We start from the raw sequence: 24,188 nt of genomic DNA, 5'->3' as shown, positions 1-24,188 counted from the left end.
TTACCGCCCTGCCGGCAGGTAGGTCGCGAACCAGTCCAGCGAACGCCGCAGCAAGTCATGTACATGCTCGGCGTCCGCAAACTGGTGCCCTTCGTCGGGATAGACCACCAGCTGCGCAGGCACGCCCATCGCCTTGAGCGCATGCCAGTACTCGAAGGACTGCGGCGGGGGAGATTCCTCGTCGCGATCGCCCACCACGATCAGCGTGGGCGTCTTCGCCTGCTTGACGAACTGGATCGCCGAGCTCTTGGCATAAACGGCCGGATCGTCGTACAGCGATGCGCCGAAGTACGGGATCATCCACTGATCGATGCGGTTCTCGCCGTAATAGCTCTGCCAATCGGACAAGCCGGCGCCAGCCACCGCGGCGCGGAAGCGCCGCGTCTGCGTCGGCGCGAACATACTCATGAACCCGCCGTAGCTCGAACCGGTGATGCCGACGCGGCCATCGTCCACCGGCGCCTGTTTCTCCACCGCATCGATGCCGGCCAGGATGTCGCGCAGGTCGCCGTAACCGAAATCCTTGCGGTTGGCCTGTACGAAGGCCTCGCCCTGGCCGAAGCTGCCGCGCGGATTGGGCATGAACTGGAAGTACCCGCTGGCCGCATACATCGCCTCCGTGCCCGGCCAGCTCGACAACACGCCCCAGGACGGCCCACCGTGCACATTGACGATCAGCGGATAGGTCTTGTGCGGATCGAAGTTCTTCGGATAAAGCAGCCAGCCCTGCACGCGGCGGCCGTCGCTGCTCCACTCCAGCGATGCGGCCCTGCCCCATTCCGGCGTCAGCGCGATGTTGAGCGCGGTGATGGCGGGCGGCGGCGCATGGCCCAGCACTCCGGCGTGCACTTCTGGTCCGCGCTCGAATGAGCTTTGCTGGAACGCCACCCACCGGTGATCGGCCGACAGCGATATCGAGAGCGTGGAACTGCCCGAACCGATCGTCGCCGGCAGCGTGAAGTACGGCGCCTGCATCACCGCACGGCCGCCGCTCACCGTATACGCGGCGAGCTGCACCTCGCCCCTGGCGTTCTGATTGACGAGCAGCGCATCGGGCGCCGTCCAGGCGAACCATTGCGGCGTCACGGCGATGCCTGGCGTGAGGTCGCTCACCGTGCCGCCAGCCGCCGGCACGCTGTAGAGATCTCCGCCGTTGGAACCCTGGTCGCTCATCAGGCCACCGATGAAGGCGATCCGCGCACCATCCGGCGACCAGCGCGGCAGCGCCATCTGCAAGCCTTGCAACGAGCCCCGCACGGTGGCCGGATCGACCACGACGCGCGGCTCGGCACCCGCGCCTGCATCCTGGACATACAGCTTCGCCACCCACCAGTTGCCATCGCCCGGCGGCGGTGCGGCCATATAAGCGATGCGCGAGCCATCCGGTGACCAGTCGAACTCGTACGCATACAGCGCATCGGGCGTGAGCATGCGCACCGCGCCACTGGCGACGTCCAGACCGGCCACATGCTGCAATTCGGCATCCCCTTCACCGATCACACCCACCTGCGCCTTGTCCGCCGCGATCGCGGTCGCCTGCCGCGTGGCGCCAGGCACATAGAGGAAGCCCAGCGACTGGCCATCCTTCGTCCATGCCAGAGCGCGAGCGTAGCCGGACAGCTCGGCCAGACGGCGCGGCGTGCCGGCACCGGCGATATCGGCGAGGTAGAGATCGTTATGGATCGCCTTGGTATTCGTCGTGTCGTGGCCACAGTCGGCGATGAAGGCCAACCCGCGCGAATCCGGCGCCCACGCCAGATCGCGCTTGCCGCATCCGGCCAATGGCACGCCGAGGCTCAACGCGTGCGCATGATGGCCATCGACGTCGGCCAGTTCGATGACGGGCTCCTTGCCGGCCAGCACCCAGGCCACGTGCGCGCCATCGGGCGAGATCGCCACGGCGCCGATATGCGTGACTTTTTCGAGCCGGGTGAGCAGCTGAGTAATTTGCGTGTCCGATGCCGACGTGGCGCCAGGCATTGGCGCGGAAAACGCGGCGGGAGCCAGAAGTGTCCCCGTCAACAGCAAGCCAGGAAGCAGGCGCGAGCGCAGCAGCATGGCGCGACTCCATCATGGAGAAGGCGCGACGCTACAACGGGCAGACGGGGGAACCATGTGCGGAAAGTCGGGGTTCTTGTCGCATGATCATGCGAAGCGATTCGGCGGTAGCCGCATCGTGAGATAGCGCGACGAGAGCAGCAGCTCCACCGTTTCAACCGGACGCCATCGCCACCTTGGGCGGCAATTCGCGCGTGCTACGCTGCGCGAGCTTGCCAGGCACCCTCCGTCATGTCGCCTGAGCATCGAACACGGAACAGAAGCATGGAACGCGATCACCCCAAGCCTCCCATCCAGGCAGGCTTTCTCCTGAACCTGGCGCTGTTTGCCGCCGCGTTGTGCCTGTGGGGCCCGCTGCTGTGCTTCGCCCTGCTCTGGATCGGCCGCGGCCAGGGCGGCGAAGGCCCCTTCCTGCTCGCCGTCGTGCTGTTCCGGATCAGCGCCTACGCCTGCCCTGCCGGCGCGCTGTTGGTGGCGCTCTATGCAATGGTCGCCAAGCCATGGCGCCGGCCGGCGTCGCAGGCATGGTTCTTCTGGATGCAGGTGCTCGCCGTGGCGGTGATCGGCCTCGCCGCCGCCGGCTTCGCGCTCGATGACTGGCGGGACCGCCGCCAGCACGCGGCCGCGCAACGGTCAGCCGAACAGGCTGCCGAGCAGGAACGCCAGATGGACATAGCCTTGCGCAGCGACGATGTCGCGCAGTTCGGTGTGCATCAGCAGGCCTGCGGGGATGCCTGCCCGCGGCCGCTCTGGGTGCGCAAGGCCGTTGCCGCGCAGGCGCCGCGCACCCTCGCGCTGCTGCTCCAGGGTGTCACGCGGGCGGACTATGCCAGCGGCATGAGCAAGGCCGAGAACGATGGCATCTGCATGGATGGCGCCTACTACGAAGGCTATCTCACACTCGCCGCCCTGGCCGGCGCCAAGGGCAACCCGGCCATCATCGATCAACTGCTGCCACTATGGGATCGGGAGCAGGTGCAACAGGCGTTCGACGGCGCCGCCATGGGCAACCAGGTCGCGCTCATGCAGCGGTTGATGGAACGCGGCGCGGATCCACGGCGAACCAGGGCTGAGGATGCACCTCCTGGCGAACCCGTCGACGACGCCATGACGTTTGCGACGAGCACCGGCGCCGCCGACGCACTGAGCTGGCTGGCCAGCCACGGTGCGCGCTCCACGGATGAAACGAACCTGCTCTGGGTAACGTTCGTTGCATGGACCAACCATAGCCGGCCGGATGTATGGACCGCCCGGCTCGACGCCATGCTCGACGCGCTGGACAAGCTCGATGTCCACCCCGCGCACAACCAAAGCGAGCCTCTGTGGCTGGCCGTCGATGCCGGCAACGCTCGCCTTGTTCACGCGCTGCTGCGGCGTGGTGCGCGGGCGGAGGATGTGACCGATGCCAACCGCAAGACGCGCTTGCAGTCCGTGCTTGCAGGGCCGGCGGACGCATTGGGTGCCGCCGATGGGCGCGATGCGCAGTCGTGCGAACGAGCATCGGGCGAGTGATGCGCAGCGACGGGGCACGCCGCCTGTCCTATCCCATGCCACAACCGAGTCGCGCTCGGAACGGATCAGGCTCACCTTGCCAAGATGAGGAAGCGAGCCTGACCGGTCATGACATCAATGCCCCTGCATTTTCGCTGGCGTGCCGTCGGACCAATGATCGGTACCGACCAGGAACACGAGGATAGGCGGCAGCTCTTTCATCTGCGCATGTTTCTCCGGAGAGAAAAACCAATACGGGCTCGCCATTACCGGCGAGTCCTCCGCATTGGCGCCCCAATCCTTGCCGTCCTTCACCAAGGTGTCGAACATCAGATGCGCCATGTTGTGGTCCCCTTCGTCGGTGAGGTACGACGACTTGGACATCATGTAATCCATGGCGCCGCTTTCAAGCGCGGGCAGTTGCTTGTTCTTGTAAGCGGCTTGGAGCGCCGCTTGCATCTCCGCTTTCGAACGTCCCGCCAGCGTCAACCTGGCGCGTAGCTCGAACACTGGCACGAGCGCGCGCGCGGCCTGTGGGTTCAGGCAATCGGCGGCACGGATCTTCGGATTCCAGAACTCGGGCCAGTCGAACGGCCCCGACCAGCTCCGGCCCACCAGGCAGACGAAGCCGTTCTTGCCTTTCACCGCGGTCTCGTAACCTTTGCGGCCAAGCACCAGCACGGTGGCATCGCGTGAGACGGATGCGGGCCCCGCGCTGCGCGCCAGGGCGATTTCGGCGTCCCGGTCCATCAGGTATTGCTCGACCGGGGCCATCGTCGGATAGGGTTCCGCCGCGGCGGGCTTGGGAGCGTCCTGCGCCATCGCCTGCTGCGACGCGCCGAAAGTGACAAGCAGTACGGCACCGAGGAGTTCGAGAGCGCGCTTCGCCTTTTGCATGAGGTCCTCCTGAAGATGGGTGTATTTCCGTCAGCCCGGGAGAAGCGCTGATGGCCGGCTTTCAGAAGGACGACGAACGGGCGGGCTGGAAATCGACAGGACGCAAGAACATGCGGATCGAGCCGGTCGAGAGGAACGCTCTTCTAAAGGACGTAGAGCGCCCGTCGGTTGGCGGGACTCATCAATCCGCCAGCCGATCGAATGGCAGGTTCCACACCCGGTCATCCGAGATACGAATGCCCGTCACCCTTCCATCGGGGCCACGCACGGGGCGCAACACCATGTCCCCCGACAGGAAGGCATCTGAGTAAACAGGGGTGAACACATGGCTTTGGCTGGGGCGACCTTCGGCGATGACTTTCAAACCTCCTGACACCACTGTGACCTGGTAGGTCACTGGCACCTCTTCGTTGCGATAGCGGCCCGAGATGCGTGCAAGGTCGGCTGGTGTCGGCGCATACGCCGCGGACCGCGCATAAACGGTGGTGTCGCCTTCGGACTTGAGGCCCAAGCGCCCGCCGGGAAGCTGCACGCCGGTCCTGGCGATCGAGCCATCGTTCCGCTGCAACGCCAATGTTCCGTCCTTGGCCGCCATCACGGTCAGACCGGCATCGGTCTGCAACCGCTTATCGCGCATGATCAGGCGCAATGGAGAACCATCGCGCTCGCTCGCATAGACCCCGGCGAGCGCCGGTGATGGCGCCAGCGTGTACGGCGTATGCGCCGGCTTGGTTTCGGGCAGATAACGATCGGCCACCGCATGCGCCAGGTCGGATGGCAGCGCGCTATCGGCGTTGCACAGGATGGCGATGGACAGGTGCTGATCGGGAAAGCGGCCGAGCCAGGCGCGATAGCCCGCCGTGGCGCCGTCATGGGATATCTCGCGCACGCCGTGATAACGGCGCTCAAAGAGACCTCGGGCGTAAACAGTGGGGCGGCCGTCAGCCAGCAACGTGCGCGTCTGCAATTCCCGGGTGACGAAGGCAGGCAGGCGTCCATCGTCCAGGGCTCGGTTCCAGGACAGCAAGTCGCTGACCGTGGTGAGCAGGGCGCCATGCCCGTAGGTGTTCTCGAACGGCATCAGCTGTTCGTAAACACCGTCGGACACACGGTGATAGGCAATCGCTCGATCTCGCACTACGCGACGGAAATCGTCGCGCCACTGCGTATGCGTCATGCCCAGCGGGGCGAACAAGTGCTCTCGCGTGAAATCGACGAACGAGGAACCGCTCACGCGCTCGACGACGAGGGTCAGCAAGTTATAGCCGGTGTTGTTGTATGACCATGCGGTGCCAGGATCGAAATTCAACGCACGCTGGCGGCTTGCGATCTGCAGCACATCTACCGTGTCGTAAACGCGCTCGGTTCTCGGCCAGCCGGCAATGGCCTCGATGTCGCCCCAGTCCCGCAGCCCGCTGGTATGCCCCAGCAGCTCGGCGACCGTGATCCGATGCCCGTAGTCCGGCATCTCGGGAAGGTATTTGCGAATGTCGTCGTCCAGCGAAAGCCGGCCTTCGCCTGCGAGCAGCAATGTCGCCGCCGCCGTGAACTGCTTGCTCACCGACCCTGCCTCGAACACGGTGTCGACACCGATCGGCACCGCATGCTCCAGATCCGCCACACCGAAGGCGCGCCGCACCGGAGCGCTGTCGCCCGATTGCACCCCTACCGCACAACCCGGCATATCGGCGGAACCCGAGCGCGGAAGGGCCGCATCGATCCTGGCAGCGGGCGAGTCTTCCGCGCTCGCCGTCGCCGTACCAAGGGTCAACGCCATCGTCAACAACAAAGTCTTCATGGGTTCTCCCCGCGCCTGTAGACGGTCTCGCCGATGCAGCGCATGAAACTATGCAATTCCGCCGGAGTTGCAAGTGGCATGAATCACGAGGCCGGCTCCCTTTCAAGGCGCGGGACGGCGCCACGCTCAATTCAAAGGCGATAGATCGCAGGTGTGGCTAACCCCGCGGGACAGGTCCGATCGCATAAAGCACGAGATAAAGCCCTCCTCCCACCACAACACTCGCAAGAAGCCAGCCGGCCACCAGGTAGACGATCCTGCGCGTGCGCCCCTGCCTGTGCTCACGCCATGCCGCGATGGACAGCGGAATAGCGAAGGCGGCGAGAGCCACGTTCTTGATCCACTCCGCATCGGTAACGAGCACCACGAGCAAAGGGCCCACGATGAGCCAGGTCAGTGCGCCTATAAAGAAGAGTGCAACGCCAAATACGACATGGTTGCGCCGGGGGATATGCATCGTCATGTCCTTATGCGTCGCTGTGTGGATGAGTTGAAGGCATGAACTCGCTCCTCGCGACTAGTGCGTGGCGCGCGCCGTCTCCGAACTCGCGGCCGCATCGATGGGCACCTCCTGCACGGCATAACGCATGGCGGCGTGCGGCAGCATCAGGAACGGCGCCGGCTTCCCAGCGACAACCAGGGCTTGATCGATCGGGATGGCATCTTGCGCTTCGGTCGCCAGGAATGCCTGGACCAATCGCGTACCTGCCGATGGCATCAGCGAGGAAGGAATGGGCGACGGGCTTCGCCCCATGCCGGACAGCCAGTCCACTCTTCCGTGCTCTGCCCTGGCCGCAGGATGCACGACCTGCAGGTCCACGGAACCGGCAAGCAAGCCAGCTGTAAAAGGCTTGCCATGCAGCATGAGTACGACGGACTGGCTGGTAGCCTTCTGGCTGGCGATCGCGTACAGATCCGCATCCGGGCGATTCATGGGGATCGGCGACAGACCCGCCTGATCGATGGTCAAGGGATCGACGCCGGAGGCGCGCTTGAGCAGCTCCGCCATCAGATGCACCTTCCCGCCCTCCATCGCGATCGGGCGCTCGGCCGCGTGATGCTCCCCGAGGTAGATCAGGATCTTCGCATCAGGAAACGCGCGCACCGCGCGGCGCATCAGGTTGTCCGCCTGGTCCTGCTCACGCTGTTCCTGCGCCACCTGAGGATCCTTGGCGTACTGCGTGCGCAACGTTTCATAGGCCACCGGACGATACCCCAGCGCCAACGACTGCCGCAGGAAATCAGCGAAAACCGGATCGTCGAAGTAATAGCCCGTTGTTTGCCGGGCATAGCCATCGGCGGCAAGCTTCGCCATTTTCTCCCGGGTGGCGTCGTCATCCGCGCCAGGCTTCAAAGCCTCGGCGGCCAGCACGGTATATCCCAGCGGCCGCAGCGCGCGGGCGACCTCCAGGCCAAACGCTCGGCCGCGCGGATCGAGATGGTTCTCGTCGAGGATGACGATGCGCGTCTTGCGCGCCAGCTTCACGATTTCGCGAATGGCAGGCACGCCCTTCGCCGCACGCAAATCGGCCAACTGCTCTGCCGGAACATGGAAGTCCGCCCCCTTCGCCGGATTGAATGTCGGCGTTCCCGTCATGCACGACATGGCCTGTGCCCACTGGTCGAAGACATCCGGATCGCTGATCTGCCCCGGATCGGGGACGCCAAGCTCCTTCAGCAAGCCGAATGAGGCATCGATATATCGGCCATGGCGAGCGTCCTCGACGGCTCGCTTGTTCGCCGCCGCCAGCGTTGCACTGTCTACCGGCCTGGCCGACCTGGCAGGAATTTGTGATTGCGCCGAAGCTCCGGTTGCGATGGCCTGAGCAAGGAACGAACCGAAGGTGATGGCAACAGCGACGTGAAAGCGCATCCGAACACTCCACACTGCAAAAGTCGAGAATGGGTTCACGCTTCAGCCTGACCTCGCCTTGCTGCTGGCGATTTGAAGGTGTGAAGTCACTTTGCCATCCACTTGAGAAAACGAACCCGCACCTGTCGCCCGATCAATTCGTGATCTTCATGTCGATGAAGATCGGCAATCCTCTGGCGCCTGCCGAGGCTGGCAACACCGAATACGATGCACCCGCGAACTTATCCCTGAAGCAGCCGGTTGACCGCTCATCCAGGATGCCTGGACTACCCCGCCAATCCTGCCACACAAACCGATACACTCCGCGCGCGCAACCACTATCAAGGACGATCCATGGATAAGGCGCTGTTCTGGCAACTCATCGACGAAGCCCGCCGCGAAGCCGGCCCTTCCGGCGATACAGCGGCATCATTGGTGGACAAGCTTGCCAGGCTGGAGGTCGGTGAGATCATGCGCTGGACGCACTTCTTCGATGCCTACCAGAGGCTGTCATACAAGAGCCGGCTCTGGGCTGCCGCCTATGTGATCAACGGCGGCTGCGGCGACGACGGCTTCGACTACTTCCGCGGCTGGCTCACCGCCCAAGGCAAGGACGTATTCATGCGCGCACTGGCCGACCCGGACAGCCTGGCGGACATCGACGTCAAAATGGACGAGGCCTACGACGAGGACATGCTGGCGGCCGGGTTCTCGGCTTACTTCGAGAAGACCGCCATACCCCGGGATTACCCAAAAGCCCTGGCGGCCCTCAAGGAATACCCTCTGACGGAAAGCGAGAAGCAGGCGCTGGCGGCGGAGATTCGCTATGCGGCAGACATCGATGCGCCGTGGGATGAAAGCGATCCCGGTGTCGTGGTGCCGAGGCTTGGGGCGAAATTCGGCTGAGCCTGCCTAGGAAGAGGCCGGGCTCGCTTTCAAGAAGATCGAAAGTCGGCCTGGCCCCTTACTAGTCCGCCATCAGGCAGCCTTGGCTTTCCGCAGGAAGTCATAACCAGCCGCGCATCCGGCACCATCGATGCGATGTGTTCGCCGTGGCTCGCGAGCGTGACCGTGTCGCGCACCGCCGCGTAAAGTCCAGCCCCCACCCTGGCGGCGTGGACCGGCAGCACCGCCACAACCATGACCGACCGCATCGCTCTCTCGGCGGCCGTCGCTCATCCGTTATGCCATGGCGTCATCAAACACCTCTACTTCCGGATGACTCGAAAGTATGAGGACGCTTCAAAAGGCAGTCAGAAATGCGCGATGGTTATGTCGACGCGGAAGTGGGACGCCCCCACCTTACCGCTGGATCAGCCAGTTCGCGAAGGATCGTCAAATGGAAGGATCGCCAATGGATGCGCTGGTCACCAGTTGACGCGGATGCCGAAGATGCCGGCGGTAGCGGCCTGGCGACGCCGATTGCCCTCAAGCGACCACCGGTAACTGGCCTGGCCGTAGAAGCTCACATTCTGGTTCACCCGCGCGGTCACGCCGCCACCGACCTCGAGCGCGTTACTGCCAAAGCGGGTCTTGATCGCTGGCGAGGATTGCCCGAAGAGCGCGCTGTCATTGCCGGAGAAGGCGTGCCAGAGGTTGACCCGCGCATAGGGCTGCCACAGCGTCCCCTGCTCATCGCGCCCGGTGTACTGTAGCCGCGCCCCAAGCCGTCCCGTCCAAGCCGTACCCTCGTTCCAGTCCACACTGGAATACTGGTCCCGCGACCGATCCACCGAGACGCTCTGGTAGACGATCTGCGCCTGCGGCTCGATCAGCCAGTCGTTGCCCTCTCCAAAGTGGAACGGATGACCCGCCTCCAGCGATCCCGTAGATCCCGTTGCATTGGTGGAGATCCCGGCACCGTAGAGGGATGTCGCCTTTGCGTCGTACCAGCTCTCCTGGAACACTGCGTCGACATACCAGCCGCTCGGGCCGAAATGCGTCCAGTAGGCGCCCACCGATGGGCCGTTCAACTGCAACCGGCCCACCGCCAGATTCTGCAGCCCCAGCGCAAAGCCTCGCACCGAGGACGAGTTGTAGTTCGAGTAGGCCACATACACGCCGATATGGTCGCGGTGTCCGCTGTCCGTCGTTCGCCGCAGGACATCGAAGCCCGTCTGGAACCCAGTCAGGCTACCGGCCGCGCGCACATCCACCGTCCCGTTCCAGCGGTTGTTCACCCGCTCCCCGAACACACGCCCCCAGGCGCCGTTCGCATAGGCCCGCGACTCCGGCAGACCCCGCAGGTTCTCTTCCTCGCCGACGCGCTCATGCAGCGTCCCCAAGGTCGAGAGGCTCATCTGTCGCGCGACCGCCGGGATGGGCGTGTAGAGCGCCACTTCCGGCCGGTAGAGCGGGATGTCCGGCGTGCTCGGTGTCGTCCCCGGAGCGCTCGGTGTCGTCGGGTCCGTCGGTGTATTGATGAGATGGGATCGTAGGAACCAGTCATTGGGATCCGTGGAGCCACCGCGGAAGAGCTCGTACTCATAGGCGCCAGCAGCGACGCGCTGGCCGAGCACGAAGGCGTCGGTTGCGGTGGTGCCACCGCCAGTCACCTGCACGAGCCGGATGCCATCCGCCGCCGTCTGCGCACCTGGGCCGCCGGTATTGTTGACGAACACCGATGACGTGCCGCCGGCCCGGCCGCCATTGATCACCAGCAGGTTGCTCGGTGAATTGTCGGCGCCAAGATAGGTGTTGAAGCCGATGCGGCTCCCGGCACTACCGGCATAGTTGCCGACCGTCAGCGAACTATAGGCTCCCGACCGTGCAAGGAATTGAATCAGGCCGGCATTGCTTACCGTGCCGGTTGCGTTGGAATCCCCGGTCACGTTCCAGCTGCTGCTGGCATCGATCGCGACATGGGTCGCATTCCGCGCCAAGCCGGTCCAGAGACTGCCCTGCGCCAGCGCCACGTCAGCGGTGTTGCCGGCATCGGCCAACAAGTCGCCCGTCCATTGCGATGCAGTTAGATTGGCGCTGGCGGTGTTGCCCGGGCCGGTGAGCACCAGGTTGCCGGTCCAGGCGCTGCTGCCGAGGTTGTAGGTCAGGCTCGAGGGATCGACGAGGATGTCGCCGGCGAGCGACGGTATGCCGGCGATGTTCAGCGTCAGGTTGCTCGGCATGCCCGCCGCATCTTCGGTCACCTGCGCGAGCAGGGACCTGCCGTTGACGACCGCCGGAGCGATCGTGGCGCCACCGCTGATCGAGACGATGCCGGTGCCCCCCTCGGCCCGGACGATCGCGCCGTTGGTCGCGCTCAGACTGCCGCCGGTGACCGACACCGTGCTCGGCGCGCTTCCGGCGAGATAGATCGCCGACGATCCGGCGCCGCTCGCTGCGACCGCGGTGCCGGAGGCGGTGAGCATGCCGCCATCGATGGCGGCGATGCCATGCGCGCCGCTGCCGGCGGTGTTGACCGAGCCGCCGGTGATCTGCACGGCACCCGCATTGCCGGCCTGGACGCCGAAGGCAGCGGCGCCAGCAGTGGTGACGGCGGAACGCGTCAGAGTGATGGTGCTGCCTGCGTCCTGCGCAGAGGCGCCGAAAGCGTTCTGCCCCTGCGTGGCGACCGTCGCATCCGACGCGGCGATCGTGCCAGCCGCCATCGCGTGCAGGCCCACGGCGTTGATGTTCGTAGTGGTGACCGAGGTACCGGCCAGAGCGATGCTGCTGCCAGTGTCGGTCGCGCGGAGGCCGTCGGCGCCGCCAACCGTGGCGGTATCGGCGCCATGGGTCGTGACGGTGCCGCCGGTGATCGAGGCCGTGCCGCCCTGACTGACCCTGACGCCCACGGCGCCATCACCGTTGGTAGCAATCTTGGTGTTCTCGGCCTGCAGCCGGCTGTCAGTCCCGATTACATCGGCGCCATGGGCCTCCAGGCCAATCTGGGCGTCCGGGAACTGGAGAACCGGAGGGTTGCTCCCAGTTACCTGATATCCGGTGGTGATCTCGCTGCCCGTCACGATGACCGTGCCGGCACTGTTGACGAGGACGCCTGCGCTGGAAGGGCCGGTGGTGCGGTCGATGGTGTTGGTCAGGGTGACCGTGCTGCCCGCTCCACTCGCCACCGCGCCGGGGGACTTGGGTTGATAGGTGAAAATGCCGTAGCCCGAGAAAACGATCTTGCCTCCGGCATCCGCCCGTACCCCCGGACTGTTCGCGCCATAGGTGGCGGAGCTCGCCCCGTTGCTGACCTGGATGCTGCTGCCGGCGCCCTGGGCAAGCATGCCCGAGGAATTGGCGATGATGCTGCCACCGTAATAGTCGCCGGTCACGGCGGCGCCGCTGCTCATGGCGATCGTTCCGCCGCCGACGGCGAACAACCCGGCGCTGTTGTTGCCGTAGGCGCTCACATAGGTGCCGTTCAGGGCCAGGCTGCTGCCGGTGCCGAGGGCGACGGCAGCCGAGGCGTTGTCGCCGTAGGTGAACATGTTCGAGTTGTTGAGGGTGATCGCGCCGCCGGCATTCGCGTAAGCAGCGCCGGCGCCCGCACCCAAGGTCGTGACGTCGGTGCGGGTCAGGGAGATCGCCCCGCCGCTCGCCGCATAGGCGCCATGCGCATTGGCGCCCGCCGTGCTCACCCCGCTATCGGTCAGCGTGATGCTGCTACCCGTCCCGACCGCCCGGACGCCAATGGCGTCAACGCCGCTCGTGGAGACGGAGGTATAGCTGCCGGTGATCAGGCCTCCGGTATCGGCATTGAGGCCATAACTGCCCTTGCCAGCTGTGCTGACCGTGACGCCATCCGAGGGCGTGCCGATCAGGGTGATCGCCCCGCCTCGGGCCTGCGCGCCGAAGGCATTGTCGGCGGTGGTCGCGATCGCGGTGCTTTTGGCGGTGATGGTCGCAGCGGTATCGGCGAAAATGCCGACCCCATTGGCACCCTGCGCGACGACCGAGCCGCCGGTCAGGTCGATCGTCGCCCCTTGAGCATAGGCGCCATAGGCGACGCCTGCGGCGCCTGTCGTGATGAGCACTGCGTTGGTGCCGATGGCGCTGGCGCCGGCCCTCACCCGCAGCGACGTACCGCCGGCGGTGACGGTGGCGTGGCCGCCGGAGCTGCCGTCCTGCAATGTCACTCGCGAATTGGCGCCGCTGGCGTCGACACCGGTCCCGCCAGCGTTGACGACCACGCCGCTGCCGGTGACCCGCCCACCGCTACGCACGGAGATGCCGGTGGCACCGTTGCTGGTGGTGATCGTCGTGTGGTCGGTGCCGTTGTCCTGCAGGGTGCTCACGCTATTGGCACCATTGGTGTCAACGCCGGTGCCGGTTGTGCTGATGGCGGTGCCGCTGCCGGTGAAGGTGCCACCCTTCGCGGCATCGGTATTGAGGACGCCGGTGACCGCGGTGACCGCGCCGCCGGTCAGGTCCACCTTGCCGGCCTGGTTGACGATGACGCCCCAATTCTTGGAGCTGACCTCGGCATCGGTCCCGGTGACGCTGCCCCCGGTGGCGTAGATGCCGATCGAGCCGGCATGGATCGCGGTAGGGATGGGGGTCGAGGGATTGCGGGTATCGAGGCCCAGGGTGAGGGTGCCGCTGGCGACAACTCCATTGCGGTCCGCCTGGATATTGACGCCATTGGCAGTGATGGTGGCACCTTGGCCAACCCAGAGACCGTTGCTGCCGGAGCCGCTCACGGTGATGCTGCCGCCCGTCAGATTGATCGCGCCGGCCGTTGCGAAGGCACCTGCGTTGGTATCGGTACTCTGCCCGCTGGCCTGGAGGATGGCGTCGGTCGCATTGATCATCGCGCCGCCGCCGGTCGTCTGCAGGGCTGTGCCGGCGCCGCTGCTGGTACCGGTCGAGGTGGCGGTGATATGTGTCGCGCCGCTGGCGCTGCTGCCGATGGTCAGCGCGCCGGACCGGACATCCACCCCGGTCGCGGCTGAGGTCGCCGTGGACGTAATGTTGGTGCCGCGCAGCTCGCCGATGCCGTTGAATTGCTTCAGGCCCACTGCGCCATTTGCGGCGACCGAACTGTCGATCAGCAGGAGCGAGGCCGTGTTGTCGACAGTGACCGTCGTCACCCCGCTCGGGGCCGTCAGGGTGACGCCTGTGCCAGTGTAGGAGGCGCTGTTGGAGACGGAGACTGCGCCCTGCGCGCCCGCGCCGTTACGGGTGACGTTGGTTTCGACGCAGGTGCCGGAACTCTGGTTGAGCGGTCCTGTCGGGGCACTCGCGCATTGCGCTAGCGCCTGCGCGGAAGGTAGCAATGCCATCAGTGCGGCACCCAAGATGGTGCGGCGGTGGCAAATGGAACTCCGCAGTGCCTGCTTCAGCGAGCTGGCGGTAGAGATATCAATGCCAAGGATGGCAATTGGCTTTATCCGGGTACCAGTATCCATTGAGTCCGCCCTCCTGCAAACCCTGTGCCCATCTAAGAACACTTCCGTGAATTACCTCACAGTCTCACATCATTTAAAATTTATGACAATTCCTTAGTGGGCATGTTGGATTGCCATTCCTGCGAGGACGTGGTTTGAAGCTCTTGAAGCATTAGAAGCAGGCGTGGGCAAGTCAGGTCCGACCATAGGCCCCATCGCTCTCCCAGTTCGCGACTGTCCACTTTGAGTTGCAGGCTCAATGGGTCAATGCAACACCCCGACATCGGGCCAGCAGAAGGGATGTTGCGATGACATATAGAGTATCGATTCATTGCCCGAAGGCCCAAGAGCTGAGAATGCCTCGTTTTCCGGCGCATTCTGACTTGCTGGAAAAGCAGAATCGTTGAGCGGGCGGCCGAGAAAGACATCAGCCCGTGAAACAACAGGCGAAACTTATTTCGCAAAAGTGTTGCGTTGACCGACTGAAATCGCAGTTCGGAAGCGGGCCTATCGAATCACTTTGCCACCGAAGTCCACAATGGGTGCGACGGGTTCCAGGAACGACTTACGAAGAAGGAAGCGCGCTAACCATGACATAGTAGCCATCGAGATCGACGAGCGAAAATTCCATGGTGCCAGTAGCTGGATTTTCGTTGGGCTCCTCGGCCAGTTGGCCGACCAGCACACGAGCTCTCGAAAGCGCTGCGTCAAAATCGTCGACGCGAAAAAAGAGAACAAGCCCTTTACCGGGCCTCCCCACATCGGCGCTAGTCAGCGTGGGATGCTCATGCGCACCCCAGGCGTGCAGGCACAAAAGAACCGTTCCATCGGCGTCGCGAATCTGGCCGAAATAATCATGGCTTGGTTCAGTTGATGCCTGCCCGAAAAGTGTCTGGTACCACTTGAAACTCGCGGCGACGTTTTCTACCCCGATGATGGTCCAGAGGCGTTTCATCGAAATCACCTTTCAGCTCGTTGACATGGTGTGATTTATGTCACGACCAATGCCTTCTCCGGGTCCAGGCTGTGTGAAAACGCCGGACCATCAACAACGACGTGGCTCCTACGCGAAACCTGACCCACTTGTCGAAAGCGAGTAGGTCAGAATTCCATCTACGCAGAGCATTTTGATCAAGAACTGCGCAGCGCGAGATGGCGTTTTGCGTTTTCACACAGCCTCGGTCGGAAGCAGACCTTAGTTCGATTCGATATCACCCGAAGGAAACGGGATTCCATCCCAGCCTCTACGGTCACGAACAGCAACCACCCGCGTCCACACGGCCTCCTTTATCTCATTTCGCCACACGCCACCCAGTAGAAAGGCGAATGTTGGGTTTGCACTTGCCTCAGTCTCGACCCGATCAATCACGGACTCTCCGTGCTTCGCCAATAAATCTTCCAAGGGACCTGCTGAAAGGTTCTCGGCAACCACCTTGGACTTGTCGGCAAGCCACGCCGCGCCGATAAAAGACCATGCCTCGTCTGGTGAGCTTCTACATAGCTCATCAACCTCTTCGAATGCCCAAAAGAGCGATTCATAGTCAGCAGATCCTTGGGGCGCATGCTGAAGCGCTAGCCAGGCCGATACGAGAGGTGCCTGCGAAAAGTTCATATCAAGCAATCCACTGGCAAGAGATCTTGAATCACGCGTTTCATTGGCGATGTCGGCCACCGGTCGAAAGCAGACCTTCAAGCCAAGCTAACTACGCGTACATCGTACATCTCACGCTCAACCTCACCGATCGGCTCCCAGTGATCGCTTGCCAGCTCGAAAAACGCATCAGGCACATCCATCGCGTATGTCGCGCCTCGTTCCAGATTGCGCTTGCGGACACGCTCCCGTCGCACCCCGCGCGGGGCATCCAACAAGTAGATGGCCAAGTCGTATCCGGCCTCGTTCACTTGTGCGTAGAAGTGCTCTCGGCTAGCCCGCTCCACCAGCCCGAGCTCAAGGACGACATCATGGCCCGCATCCAGAACCTCCCGGGCCGCCATCCATATCTGATCAAGGCAACGCGCCTTCCTGGCGATGTACCACTCCATCACGTTCGCCGCAGGACGATCCGGGCTATATAGTCTGACGAACCACGCATCCAGGATAAAACCCGGTGCCGCGTATTGCTTTCGGAGTTCGGCGACAAACGTAGATTTGCCGGCGCCAACCGGCCCTTCAACCAAGTGAATCGTTGCCATTTCGGTGAAGTCTTCCTTGATGGTGTAAGTGGGTGGCGATGCCAAAGCGAAGGGTCGGCTTTGGGTAGAAAACGAACACTAGTGTGCAAATCAGGAGGCCATCAATTACCTCCAAGCAAGCGCCAAGGCCACTGGAACGACGCTGGGGCTTGCTTGAAATAGGCCTCCAACGCACTGGCATTTCCCAACCTCGCACCGGTGTTCGCAGGGCCAATCCAGTATCGCGAGTTGTCGCCCCACGGCTCCCACACCACAAAAGGCTCGCCATTGAGCTCGAATGCAATGCGATTGTCGTTACTATGGATCCGGCGAACCCCTGCCACGCCAGGCGCGCGCCGAAGCAATCGCGCGAGCGAACCCGTCCAAAGCCCGGCAGCGGGGATTTCGAACGCAAAGATCTGACCATCGTCCCGTTTGAGCGGGTATGTTTTCATCAGAGCCGAGCCATCTCGTCTTGTCCTTATCGTCATGTCCGCTTCGAGTTGCGACTTCGGCCGGTCAACGCAACACGCTATAGACGCGCAAGTGGAAGCGGACATTGCTCTCTACCTGATTCAATAGCCCTTTTCTCTAGGTCAAGACAGGAAGTATCAAGTCGACCGGCTTTCCCAGCCTGTGGGCGTAACGCACAGTTGTCCACGTGCCGGAGCCAGTTTCCTCGAACTGGGTCCGAGGAGCCGCAAGCAATCGATCGGCGGCGTCAACAATGTCCCGGTCACGGTCGGCGAATGGCTTTGCTTCCATGACCCGATCATTTCCGACGAAACCGGAACGCCGCTCCAGATTGAACGGGTCCTCCGCCAAGCCCGGGTGGGCTATCACAAAGTAGCCAAACCTCACCGCGATCTCCGCCGCCTGCTCATCTGCTCCTATGCAAAGGCCATGATGAAACTCGACGAAGCCCTCGGCCTTTAGTTTCGCGAGATGCTCTTCGAGCTCGTGCAATTGCTCAGCAGTCGCACCTTCGCTTGTTCCTGTGAATCCGATGATCTTGTCCATCATCCGGTAAGCCACTCGATATCAGGAAGTTTTTGGGCCCGCTATGGGTCGAAAGCGGATGCCGCCTATTACTGAACAAGCCGTCCGCTAACAGAATCAACCCGCAGCCCCATCCGCGCGCCACGCCCGACAGCCCCTACACAAAAAAGGCGATCCCCTACAGACACCCCTTACCCCCTTCTTCTACCGTCGCAAGGTCGCCGGCGCTCCGCTTATCCAACAGGAATCGCCGACGGCCTTCAGCAATGAAGTAGAAAGCGCGAGCCGCATGGGCTGGCACCCATACGACCCGCTGACCACAACTAACTAGCAAGGAGTTAAGTCATGGCTACCCGCGATGATACGGCAGACTACGGCTCGAAGGTTCCGAGTCCAGAAGAACCCCGCACTAGCCCGTTAGGCCGCCCCTTTTACCCCACTGACGACGATGCCGATCCGCAGGCGAATCGGTTCGCCGACCTGGCGGGGATCAGCATGGCAATCAACGTACTGAATGGCATGCTTGCGCATAGCGAGAGTTTTCGGGATCAGCAGGCGTGTGGCGTGCCGGCGCAGGAGGGAGAGTGGCCGTTGCCGCCGACGTGTGTGGAGGGAGTGTTTGCGGCGGTGCATTACCTGAGTCGGTATGCGGAGTCGATGAGTTATCGACTCGATGTGGCGACGGGTTATAACGAAGGGGGCGCTTCGTAGGCGCCCCTCACCACGCCCCTCTCCCCGGAAGGGAGAGGGCGCTGGAGCCAGAGGCACAGAGGCTAGCTCCGCCCGGGGTTGCCGAACCAGCGCGATGCTGCGTCGGCAACCTCCTCGAGATTCGGCGCGCCCTCGGCGACCCACGCCACGACACCATCCGGACGCACCAGCACGGCGCTCAACCCCAGCGCATCTTTCGCAGCGCTCGCCACATAATCGATGCGACCAGCCCAGTGCTCTACCATTTCCTGCAATGGCGCACTCGCTTCGAAATCGAGCATCACGCCCCTGCCCGCCCTGAGCAGATCGCCAAGCCGCCGGCCGTCGCTCAACGTGAACTCCGGCGCGCTTCGCCCCACCAGCGGATGGTCATTGCCCAGGTCGTAACGCTGCGATACACCCCACACGCGCTCGGCGAAGTACGTGGCACCGTCGCGCGTGGCAACCAGGTCGCGGATGATCGCCTCCAGTGCGCGCGAGCTGCGGCTGGGCCGCATCAGGGCGACCTGGGCGCGCGACCAGTCGAGGATCTGCGCGCCGATCGGATGCCGCTCGCTTGTATAGGTGTCGAGCAGATCCTCCGATACGTCGCCGCGGATGACGGCGGCGAGTTTCCAACCCAGGTTCGTGGCGTCGCCGAGGCCGAGGTTGAGGCCCTGGCCACCCAGCGGCGAATGGATGTGCGCGGCGTCGCCGGCAAGCAACACACGCCCCTTGCGATAGGTCGTGGTCTGAAAGGCGCGGTCCGTCCAGGTGGTGGCGAGGCGAAGCGCCGTGACGGTGACATCGATGCCAGTAACGCGACGCAGGACGGCCTGTACGTGATCTTGCGTGACTTGCGTCCGATGAAACGCGCCACCATCGAACTCGACCATCATGATGGTGCCGGGACGCGTGCAGTTGTACATGCCGGTGGGCGTGTAGTGGCGCCCCAGGCGAAGCGCATCCGGTTCGGTCAGCTCGACCATCACCGAGTAACCGGTGAATTCCGGCTCGGTACCGGTGAAATCGAAACCGCCCGCCTTGCGCACCGTGCTGCGGCCGCCATCGCAGCCGACGAGCCAGCGGCCGCGGGAGGTTTCCTGCGCCGCATGGATGGTGACACCATCGCTCGATGGCTCGAAACGCTCGACAGCAACGCCTCGCCGGATCGCCACGCCCATCGCCTCCGCGCGAGCGGTCAACGCGCTTTCGAGCGAGGCCATGTCGACCGACACGCTGGTCACGTCATGGCCCGGCAAGTGGTACGGCCACGCCGAGGTATCGACCTGATCCATGAAGAACTGGATGCCGGCGAAGTGACCGCCCGGGCGGCGCGCCTGTGCTGACGCCGGGCCGTTTCTACCCGGGATATCCATGGGGAGCTGCAACGCCAGCACGTCATCCAGCAAGCCGCGGCGAGAAAACGCATCGATGGTCGATACCCAAAGACCACGTCGCCCGAACGGCGGACGCTTCAAAGGCGATGCCGGGTCGTCGGCCTGCTCCAGCACGAGTACGGAGCAATGGGCGAGCCGCAGCTCGCAGGCGAGGAACAGGCCGACGGGGCCCGCTCCGGCGATCACGACGTCATAGATCAAGGCCATTTCCTCGAAGGGAGCCAAGCCAAAGAGAGGGCCGCTGGTCGCGGCGAAGAATGTTACACTTAGTGTAAGTTTCACGGAGGACGCATCGCCATGTCAAACGAGCCAGGGTTGCGCCACAGCAAGAAGGCGGCCACGCGCCTGATGATTTCGAACGTGGCGACGCGCCTGTTCGTCGAGCGCGGCTTCGAAAACGTCTCTGTCGACGAGATCGCGCGCGAAGCCGACGTCTCGCGCAAGACGGTGTTCAACTACTTCCCGCGCAAGGAAGACCTGGTATTCGACCGCGAGGACGAAGGGCGTGAGATGGTGCGCAGGGCGATCGCCGAGCGCGGCGAGCAGACGCCGGTGGCGGCGTTCCAGGCCTTGATGCGCGACCTGGTGGAGAAGCAGCATCCGATGTTCAAGATGTCGGAGCGGCCGCTCCGGTTCTGGCGCACCGTGGCAGAGAGCCCGGCACTGGTGATGCGGGCGCGGGAGCTGCAGGGGACGCTGGTGGAGGACCTGGCGGCGATGCTGGCGGAAGCGGCCGGAAAGTCGGCTTCCGATGCAAATGCGCGACTGGCGGCGGCGATGCTGATGGATACGCTGGTCGTGGCGTATCGGGAGGCGATGCAGGCCTTTCGCAATGACAGCAAGTCGCGCGCCGCCTTCAAGCGCGTGATGAAGCGAGGTTTTACCGGGGTGGATGCCGCCCTCGCCGGCACACCTTACGTCTGACCGATCACAGGTTGGGGTGAGCGCAGCGAACCCCAACGTCGGGATGACGCGTAACGGGCTCCGTTGGGGTTCGCTGCGCTCACCCCAACCTGCGCGTAGACTTCACGCCATGAACAAACACACGCCTTCGACGCCGCACGCGATTTCCATCCGCGGCATCAGCAAGACCTACAAGAGCGGCTTCCAGGCACTGAAGTCGATCGACCTCGATATCCGGCAAGGCGAGATCTTCGCGCTGCTCGGCCCCAACGGCGCCGGCAAGACCACGTTGATCAGCATCATCTGCGGCATCGTCAAACCGAGCACCGGCACGGTGAGCGCCGACGGCCACGACGTCCTGCGCGACTACCGCCTCACCCGGTCGAAGATCGGCCTGGTGCCGCAGGAGCTGTCGACCGATGCGTTCGAAACGGTATGGGCCTCGGTGAGTTTCAGCCGCGGCCTGTTCGGGCGCGCCCGCGACGACAAGCACATCGAGAAGGTGCTGCGCGCGCTGTCGCTGTGGGAAAAGAAGGACGCCAAGATCATGACGCTGTCCGGCGGTATGAAGCGGCGCGTGCTGATCGCCAAGGCGCTGGCGCATGAGCCGAGCATCCTGTTCCTGGACGAACCCACCGCCGGCGTGGACGTGGAGCTGCGCCACGACATGTGGCAGATGGTGCGCCAGCTGCGCGAGACCGGCGTCACCGTGATCCTGACCACGCATTACATCGAAGAGGCCGAGGAAATGGCCGACCGCGTGGGCGTCATCAACCGCGGCGAACTGATCCTGGTCGAAGACAAGCACGTGCTGATGCGCAAGCTGGGCAAGAAACAGCTGGCCATCAGCCTGAGAACGACCATCGACGCCCTGCCCCAGGGCCTGGACGAGTACGCACTGGAACTGGCCGACGATGGCGCGACCCTGACTTACACCTTCGATGCCCAGGGCGACGATACGGGTATCGCGGTGCTACTGCGCAAGCTCGGCGACCGCGGGGTGGACTTCAAGGACCTGCATACGCAGGAAAGCTCGCTCGAAGATATTTTTGTCAGCCTGGTGCGGGGAACGCGATGAACATCCATGCCATTCGTGCCATCTACCGCTTCGAGATGGCCCGCACCTTCCGCACGCTGACCCAGAGCATCATCTCGCCGGTGCTGTCGACCTCGCTGTACTTCATCGTGTTCGGCACCGCCATCGGGTCGCGCATGGGCGAGATCGGCGGCACCAGCTACGGCGCCTTCATCATCCCCGGCCTGATCATGCTGTCGCTGCTCAACGAAAGCATTTCCAATGCGTCGTTCGGCATCTACCTGCCCAAGTGGTCCGGCACCATCTACGAGCTGCTGTCCGCGCCGGTATCGCCACTGGAAGCAGTGCTCGGCTATGTCGGGGCCGCGTCCACCAAGTCGGTGATGCTCGGCTTGCTGATCCTGCTGACGGCGCGTTTCTTCGTGCCTTACAGCATCGCGCATCCGGTCTGGATGGTGGCCTTCCTGCTGCTCACGGCCGTTACCTTCAGCTCGTTCGGCTTCATCATCGGCTTGTGGGCCGATGACTTTCAGAAGCTGCAGGTCATCCCGCTGATGGTGGTCACGCCGCTCACCTTCCTCGGCGGCGCGTTCTATTCGATCGGCATGCTGCCGCCGTTCTGGCAGAAGGTCGCGCTGTTCAATCCGGTGGTGTACCTGATCAGCGGCTTCCGCTGGAGCTTCTATGGGCACGCGGACGTCAACGTGGTGTTGAGCGCGAGCATGACGGTCGCATTCCTGGCCTTGTGCGCGGTGGCGATCGCGTGGATTTTCCGCACGGGGTACAAGCTGCGATCGTAGCGGTGACGGAGCGGCTGCCGAACAGCGACAGCGCATCGTCCTTCACGACCAAGGGGCGCTTTCGCGCCCCTTGATCCATCCGCTGCAGCAAAACCGTTTCGAGCCGGCGCGCTTCAACGCCCGAGCATGTCCAGCACTTCCGCGCGGGTGTGCAAGCCAGTCATATCCATCTCCTTGATCGCTCGTTTGTCCTTAAGAACGCGCTGGCCTATTCCACGTACCGCTTTTTTGCCGTGTCGTACCGATACGTCTTTACATCCGAGGCGCCCAGGGTGCGCTTCTTGCCCTGGTCGTCGACGTCCGTTCCGCTGAACCGGATGCGGACCAGCGGCATGGCGCTACCGTCCTGCGGCACGAAGCTCAGCGCGCCGATGCTGTCGACGCAGAGCAACGGACCGCCGCTCTTCTCGTCGCATGCGGCCGAGCTGTCCGCACCAGCCGCCAGCGTGCCGCTGTATGTCCAGTGCGTATCTTCAACATCCTTCAGCTTGCCCGGATTGAAAACGAAGACTTCCCACAGCTTGAGTTCCGTACCCTGTTCCAGATACCAGGTGGGGACAGCCAGAAGGAACTGGCCGTCAGGCGTTTCATGCGAGACCGCCCGGCGCTTTTCGTCGATGGCATTGGCTTGCTCGCGCCCACCGAACTCGCCGATATCGCGTTCCGCGCCGACGAACGTCCAGGTGCTTTCCCGCTCGCCGGTTCGTTCGAAGGTGGCTTCGGTCAAGGTGACCTTGGCATCTGGCGCGGGAAGATAGCCATCCGGCTGCTTGCCGTATTTCTCCGGCGTATCCGTGGCGAAGCCGGTGAAGTAGTGCTTGCCCTTGAGATCGAACTGCAGGCCGTACCAATAAATCGCCACGCTGCCGTTGGCGATATCCATGCGGTCCTTGCCTTGGCTGCTCCGCTGGTAGATCGACTCCAGCACCTCGGGTGGCGCTGGCGGCTGCAGCTGGTTCTCAGGAGCCTCGGCTGGCACATGGGCAGATGCCGCAGGCGCCGAATGAGCGGGCGTGGGCGCCGCCGCGGATGGCGCGGTTTCCTGAGGCTGGCCGCCACAGGCGCTGACGGCCAGGGGGATCGCCAGCCAAAGGGAGAGGGGTAGCTTCTTCATCGTGCAATGTCTCCGAGGGCGCCATCCTTCAGCGCCGCATCCATGATCGACCATGGACCCCAGAGCCCCCCTCTCGGCCGCCGCTCTTCGGGAGGGAGCGACGACCCTTGGCGTCCATGCGTGTAATGCCTCGTCTTAGCTTGCCCTGAAAGCGACGGCGCGTCCGAGATGCCGGTCATGGCACCAAGTGGCGCAACTGCTTCGCGAGGCCGAAAGATGCTAACCCAGATCGCAGGGGGATGGGGTCGGCCCCATCCTTGACCGTTCGATGACGCGCAACCTAACCCCGCCCCATCCGTCGACCTGGCGGTAGGATTTTTCTGAAAGACCTGCGTCTATGCCACGCCGACAATGGCAGCGTCAATGAGATGTGAAGACGCTGCTGTGACTTATTGCTCGACCTTCGAACTCGGCCCACCCATGTGGGACGACACGGACCTGCTGAAGGACGTGCTCGGCCATCTCGAGCGCGCCATGGCGATGGCCTGCGACGAAGAGACCATCGACCTGATCGCCTCCACCCGCGACGACCTGCTGTCGTCGAACGGCCCCGCTTCGGCGAAGTAAACGCGCGACGTTCTCACCCCTCATCACGCCATTAAAAAAAGACGCCCAGGCGCGACCGGCGGGAGACAGGGACGGTCAT

At 63.7% G+C, this 24,188-nt stretch carries 19 protein-coding genes; 7 read left to right on the top strand and 12 right to left on the bottom strand.

All coding sequences use genetic code 11. The features are described from left to right. Window positions 1-2,058, bottom strand: coding sequence for a S9 family peptidase (locus ACNR9O_RS08055; protein WP_473681743.1), 2,058 nt, complete (start codon window positions 2,056-2,058; stop codon window positions 1-3). 264 nt (window positions 2,059-2,322) lie between these two features. Between ACNR9O_RS08055 and ACNR9O_RS08050 the strand changes: the two genes are divergently transcribed. Further along, entirely contained in the window at window positions 2,323-3,570 is a 1,248-nt protein-coding gene (locus ACNR9O_RS08050; RefSeq protein ID WP_473681745.1) for a hypothetical protein, read from the top strand. A gap of 114 nt (window positions 3,571-3,684) precedes the next feature. On the opposite strand, the gene ACNR9O_RS08045 is transcribed toward ACNR9O_RS08050, so the two are convergent. From ACNR9O_RS08045 to ACNR9O_RS08030, 4 genes are all read right to left on the bottom strand, one after another. Beyond that, a complete protein-coding gene (locus ACNR9O_RS08045) occupies window positions 3,685-4,446 on the bottom strand; it encodes a hypothetical protein (protein WP_473681747.1) in 762 nt (253 codons plus the stop codon). Between the two features lie 181 nt (window positions 4,447-4,627). Further along, the gene (locus tag ACNR9O_RS08040) at window positions 4,628-6,244 is read right to left on the bottom strand and encodes a serine hydrolase domain-containing protein (protein WP_473681749.1); all 1,617 of its coding nucleotides are present in this window, start codon (window positions 6,242-6,244) and stop codon (window positions 4,628-4,630) included. Between the two features lie 157 nt (window positions 6,245-6,401). Further along, the gene (locus ACNR9O_RS08035) at window positions 6,402-6,707 is read right to left on the bottom strand and encodes a hypothetical protein (protein WP_473681751.1); all 306 of its coding nucleotides are present in this window, start codon (window positions 6,705-6,707) and stop codon (window positions 6,402-6,404) included. Window positions 6,708-6,761: 54 nt separating this feature from the next. Beyond that, window positions 6,762-8,117: a hypothetical protein gene (locus ACNR9O_RS08030; RefSeq protein WP_473681753.1), complete on the bottom strand. Its 1,356-nt coding sequence runs from the start codon at window positions 8,115-8,117 to the stop codon at window positions 6,762-6,764. 333 nt (window positions 8,118-8,450) lie between these two features. On the opposite strand from ACNR9O_RS08030, the gene ACNR9O_RS08025 reads away from it, so the two are divergent. Beyond that, window positions 8,451-9,002: a DUF4240 domain-containing protein gene (locus ACNR9O_RS08025; RefSeq protein ID WP_473681755.1), complete on the top strand. Its 552-nt coding sequence runs from the start codon at window positions 8,451-8,453 to the stop codon at window positions 9,000-9,002. 461 nt (window positions 9,003-9,463) lie between these two features. Here ACNR9O_RS08025 and ACNR9O_RS08020 read toward each other — a convergent pair whose 3' ends face one another. The 5 genes from ACNR9O_RS08020 to ACNR9O_RS08000 form a co-directional block, all read right to left on the bottom strand. Then, complete coding sequence (locus tag ACNR9O_RS08020) at window positions 9,464-14,449, bottom strand: autotransporter outer membrane beta-barrel domain-containing protein (protein ID WP_473681757.1); 4,986 nt, start codon at window positions 14,447-14,449, stop codon at window positions 9,464-9,466. 544 nt (window positions 14,450-14,993) lie between these two features. After that, window positions 14,994-15,383, bottom strand: coding sequence for a VOC family protein (locus ACNR9O_RS08015; protein WP_473681759.1), 390 nt, complete (start codon window positions 15,381-15,383; stop codon window positions 14,994-14,996). Between the two features lie 240 nt (window positions 15,384-15,623). Continuing rightward, a complete protein-coding gene (locus ACNR9O_RS08010) occupies window positions 15,624-16,100 on the bottom strand; it encodes a DUF6869 domain-containing protein (RefSeq protein WP_473681761.1) in 477 nt (158 codons plus the stop codon). A gap of 17 nt (window positions 16,101-16,117) precedes the next feature. Then, window positions 16,118-16,666 carry a P-loop nucleotide/nucleoside kinase family protein gene (locus tag ACNR9O_RS08005; RefSeq protein WP_473681763.1) on the bottom strand — a complete coding sequence of 183 codons (549 nt, stop codon included), beginning with the start codon at window positions 16,664-16,666 and terminating at the stop codon, window positions 16,118-16,120. 525 nt (window positions 16,667-17,191) lie between these two features. Continuing rightward, entirely contained in the window at window positions 17,192-17,623 is a 432-nt protein-coding gene (locus ACNR9O_RS08000) for a hypothetical protein (RefSeq protein ID WP_473681765.1), read from the bottom strand. A gap of 321 nt (window positions 17,624-17,944) precedes the next feature. Between ACNR9O_RS08000 and ACNR9O_RS07995 the strand changes: the two genes are divergently transcribed. Continuing rightward, complete coding sequence (locus ACNR9O_RS07995; protein WP_473681767.1) at window positions 17,945-18,310, top strand: hypothetical protein; 366 nt, start codon at window positions 17,945-17,947, stop codon at window positions 18,308-18,310. Between the two features lie 62 nt (window positions 18,311-18,372). Here ACNR9O_RS07995 and ACNR9O_RS07990 read toward each other — a convergent pair whose 3' ends face one another. Further along, complete coding sequence (locus tag ACNR9O_RS07990; protein WP_473700721.1) at window positions 18,373-19,896, bottom strand: FAD-dependent monooxygenase; 1,524 nt, start codon at window positions 19,894-19,896, stop codon at window positions 18,373-18,375. A gap of 153 nt (window positions 19,897-20,049) precedes the next feature. Between ACNR9O_RS07990 and ACNR9O_RS07985 the strand changes: the two genes are divergently transcribed. The 3 genes from ACNR9O_RS07985 to ACNR9O_RS07975 all read left to right on the top strand — a co-directional run bounded on the left by ACNR9O_RS07985 (window position 20,050) and on the right by ACNR9O_RS07975 (window position 22,428). Continuing rightward, window positions 20,050-20,613: a TetR/AcrR family transcriptional regulator gene (locus ACNR9O_RS07985; RefSeq protein ID WP_473681771.1), complete on the top strand. Its 564-nt coding sequence runs from the start codon at window positions 20,050-20,052 to the stop codon at window positions 20,611-20,613. Between the two features lie 109 nt (window positions 20,614-20,722). Beyond that, on the top strand, window positions 20,723-21,670 hold the full coding sequence (locus ACNR9O_RS07980; RefSeq protein ID WP_473681773.1) for an ABC transporter ATP-binding protein: 948 nt from the start codon (window positions 20,723-20,725) through the stop codon (window positions 21,668-21,670). Next, entirely contained in the window at window positions 21,667-22,428 is a 762-nt protein-coding gene (locus tag ACNR9O_RS07975; RefSeq protein WP_473681774.1) for an ABC transporter permease, read from the top strand. The genes ACNR9O_RS07980 and ACNR9O_RS07975 overlap by 4 nt, the downstream gene beginning before the upstream one ends. A 208-nt stretch (window positions 22,429-22,636) precedes the next feature. Here ACNR9O_RS07975 and ACNR9O_RS07970 read toward each other — a convergent pair whose 3' ends face one another. Next, window positions 22,637-23,542, bottom strand: coding sequence for a hypothetical protein (locus ACNR9O_RS07970; RefSeq protein ID WP_473681775.1), 906 nt, complete (start codon window positions 23,540-23,542; stop codon window positions 22,637-22,639). 420 nt (window positions 23,543-23,962) lie between these two features. On the opposite strand from ACNR9O_RS07970, the gene ACNR9O_RS07965 reads away from it, so the two are divergent. After that, window positions 23,963-24,109 carry a hypothetical protein gene (locus ACNR9O_RS07965; protein WP_473681776.1) on the top strand — a complete coding sequence of 49 codons (147 nt, stop codon included), beginning with the start codon at window positions 23,963-23,965 and terminating at the stop codon, window positions 24,107-24,109. Window positions 24,110-24,188: the final 79 nt, after the last annotated feature.

It is taken from the genome of Dyella sp. CR10, assembly GCF_055814425.1.
Note: the sequence above shows the minus strand (reverse complement) of the source record. Positions and strands in the feature narration are given on the sequence as shown.

Coding starts and splice junctions, on each gene's coding strand:
- ACNR9O_RS08055 (WP_473681743.1), bottom strand. CDS start 2,058: ATGCTGCTGCGCTCGCGCCTGCTTCCTGGCTTGCTGTTGACGGGGACA.
- ACNR9O_RS08050 (WP_473681745.1), top strand. CDS start 2,323: ATGGAACGCGATCACCCCAAGCCTCCCATCCAGGCAGGCTTTCTCCTG.
- ACNR9O_RS08045 (WP_473681747.1), bottom strand. CDS start 4,446: ATGCAAAAGGCGAAGCGCGCTCTCGAACTCCTCGGTGCCGTACTGCTT.
- ACNR9O_RS08040 (WP_473681749.1), bottom strand. CDS start 6,244: ATGAAGACTTTGTTGTTGACGATGGCGTTGACCCTTGGTACGGCGACG.
- ACNR9O_RS08035 (WP_473681751.1), bottom strand. CDS start 6,707: ATGACGATGCATATCCCCCGGCGCAACCATGTCGTATTTGGCGTTGCA.
- ACNR9O_RS08030 (WP_473681753.1), bottom strand. CDS start 8,117: ATGCGCTTTCACGTCGCTGTTGCCATCACCTTCGGTTCGTTCCTTGCT.
- ACNR9O_RS08025 (WP_473681755.1), top strand. CDS start 8,451: ATGGATAAGGCGCTGTTCTGGCAACTCATCGACGAAGCCCGCCGCGAA.
- ACNR9O_RS08020 (WP_473681757.1), bottom strand. CDS start 14,449: ATGGATACTGGTACCCGGATAAAGCCAATTGCCATCCTTGGCATTGAT.
- ACNR9O_RS08015 (WP_473681759.1), bottom strand. CDS start 15,383: ATGAAACGCCTCTGGACCATCATCGGGGTAGAAAACGTCGCCGCGAGT.
- ACNR9O_RS08000 (WP_473681765.1), bottom strand. CDS start 17,623: ATGATGGACAAGATCATCGGATTCACAGGAACAAGCGAAGGTGCGACT.
- ACNR9O_RS07995 (WP_473681767.1), top strand. CDS start 17,945: ATGGCTACCCGCGATGATACGGCAGACTACGGCTCGAAGGTTCCGAGT.
- ACNR9O_RS07990 (WP_473700721.1), bottom strand. CDS start 19,896: ATGGCCTTGATCTATGACGTCGTGATCGCCGGAGCGGGCCCCGTCGGC.
- ACNR9O_RS07980 (WP_473681773.1), top strand. CDS start 20,723: ATGAACAAACACACGCCTTCGACGCCGCACGCGATTTCCATCCGCGGC.
- ACNR9O_RS07975 (WP_473681774.1), top strand. CDS start 21,667: ATGAACATCCATGCCATTCGTGCCATCTACCGCTTCGAGATGGCCCGC.
- ACNR9O_RS07970 (WP_473681775.1), bottom strand. CDS start 23,542: ATGAAGAAGCTACCCCTCTCCCTTTGGCTGGCGATCCCCCTGGCCGTC.
- ACNR9O_RS07965 (WP_473681776.1), top strand. CDS start 23,963: ATGTGGGACGACACGGACCTGCTGAAGGACGTGCTCGGCCATCTCGAG.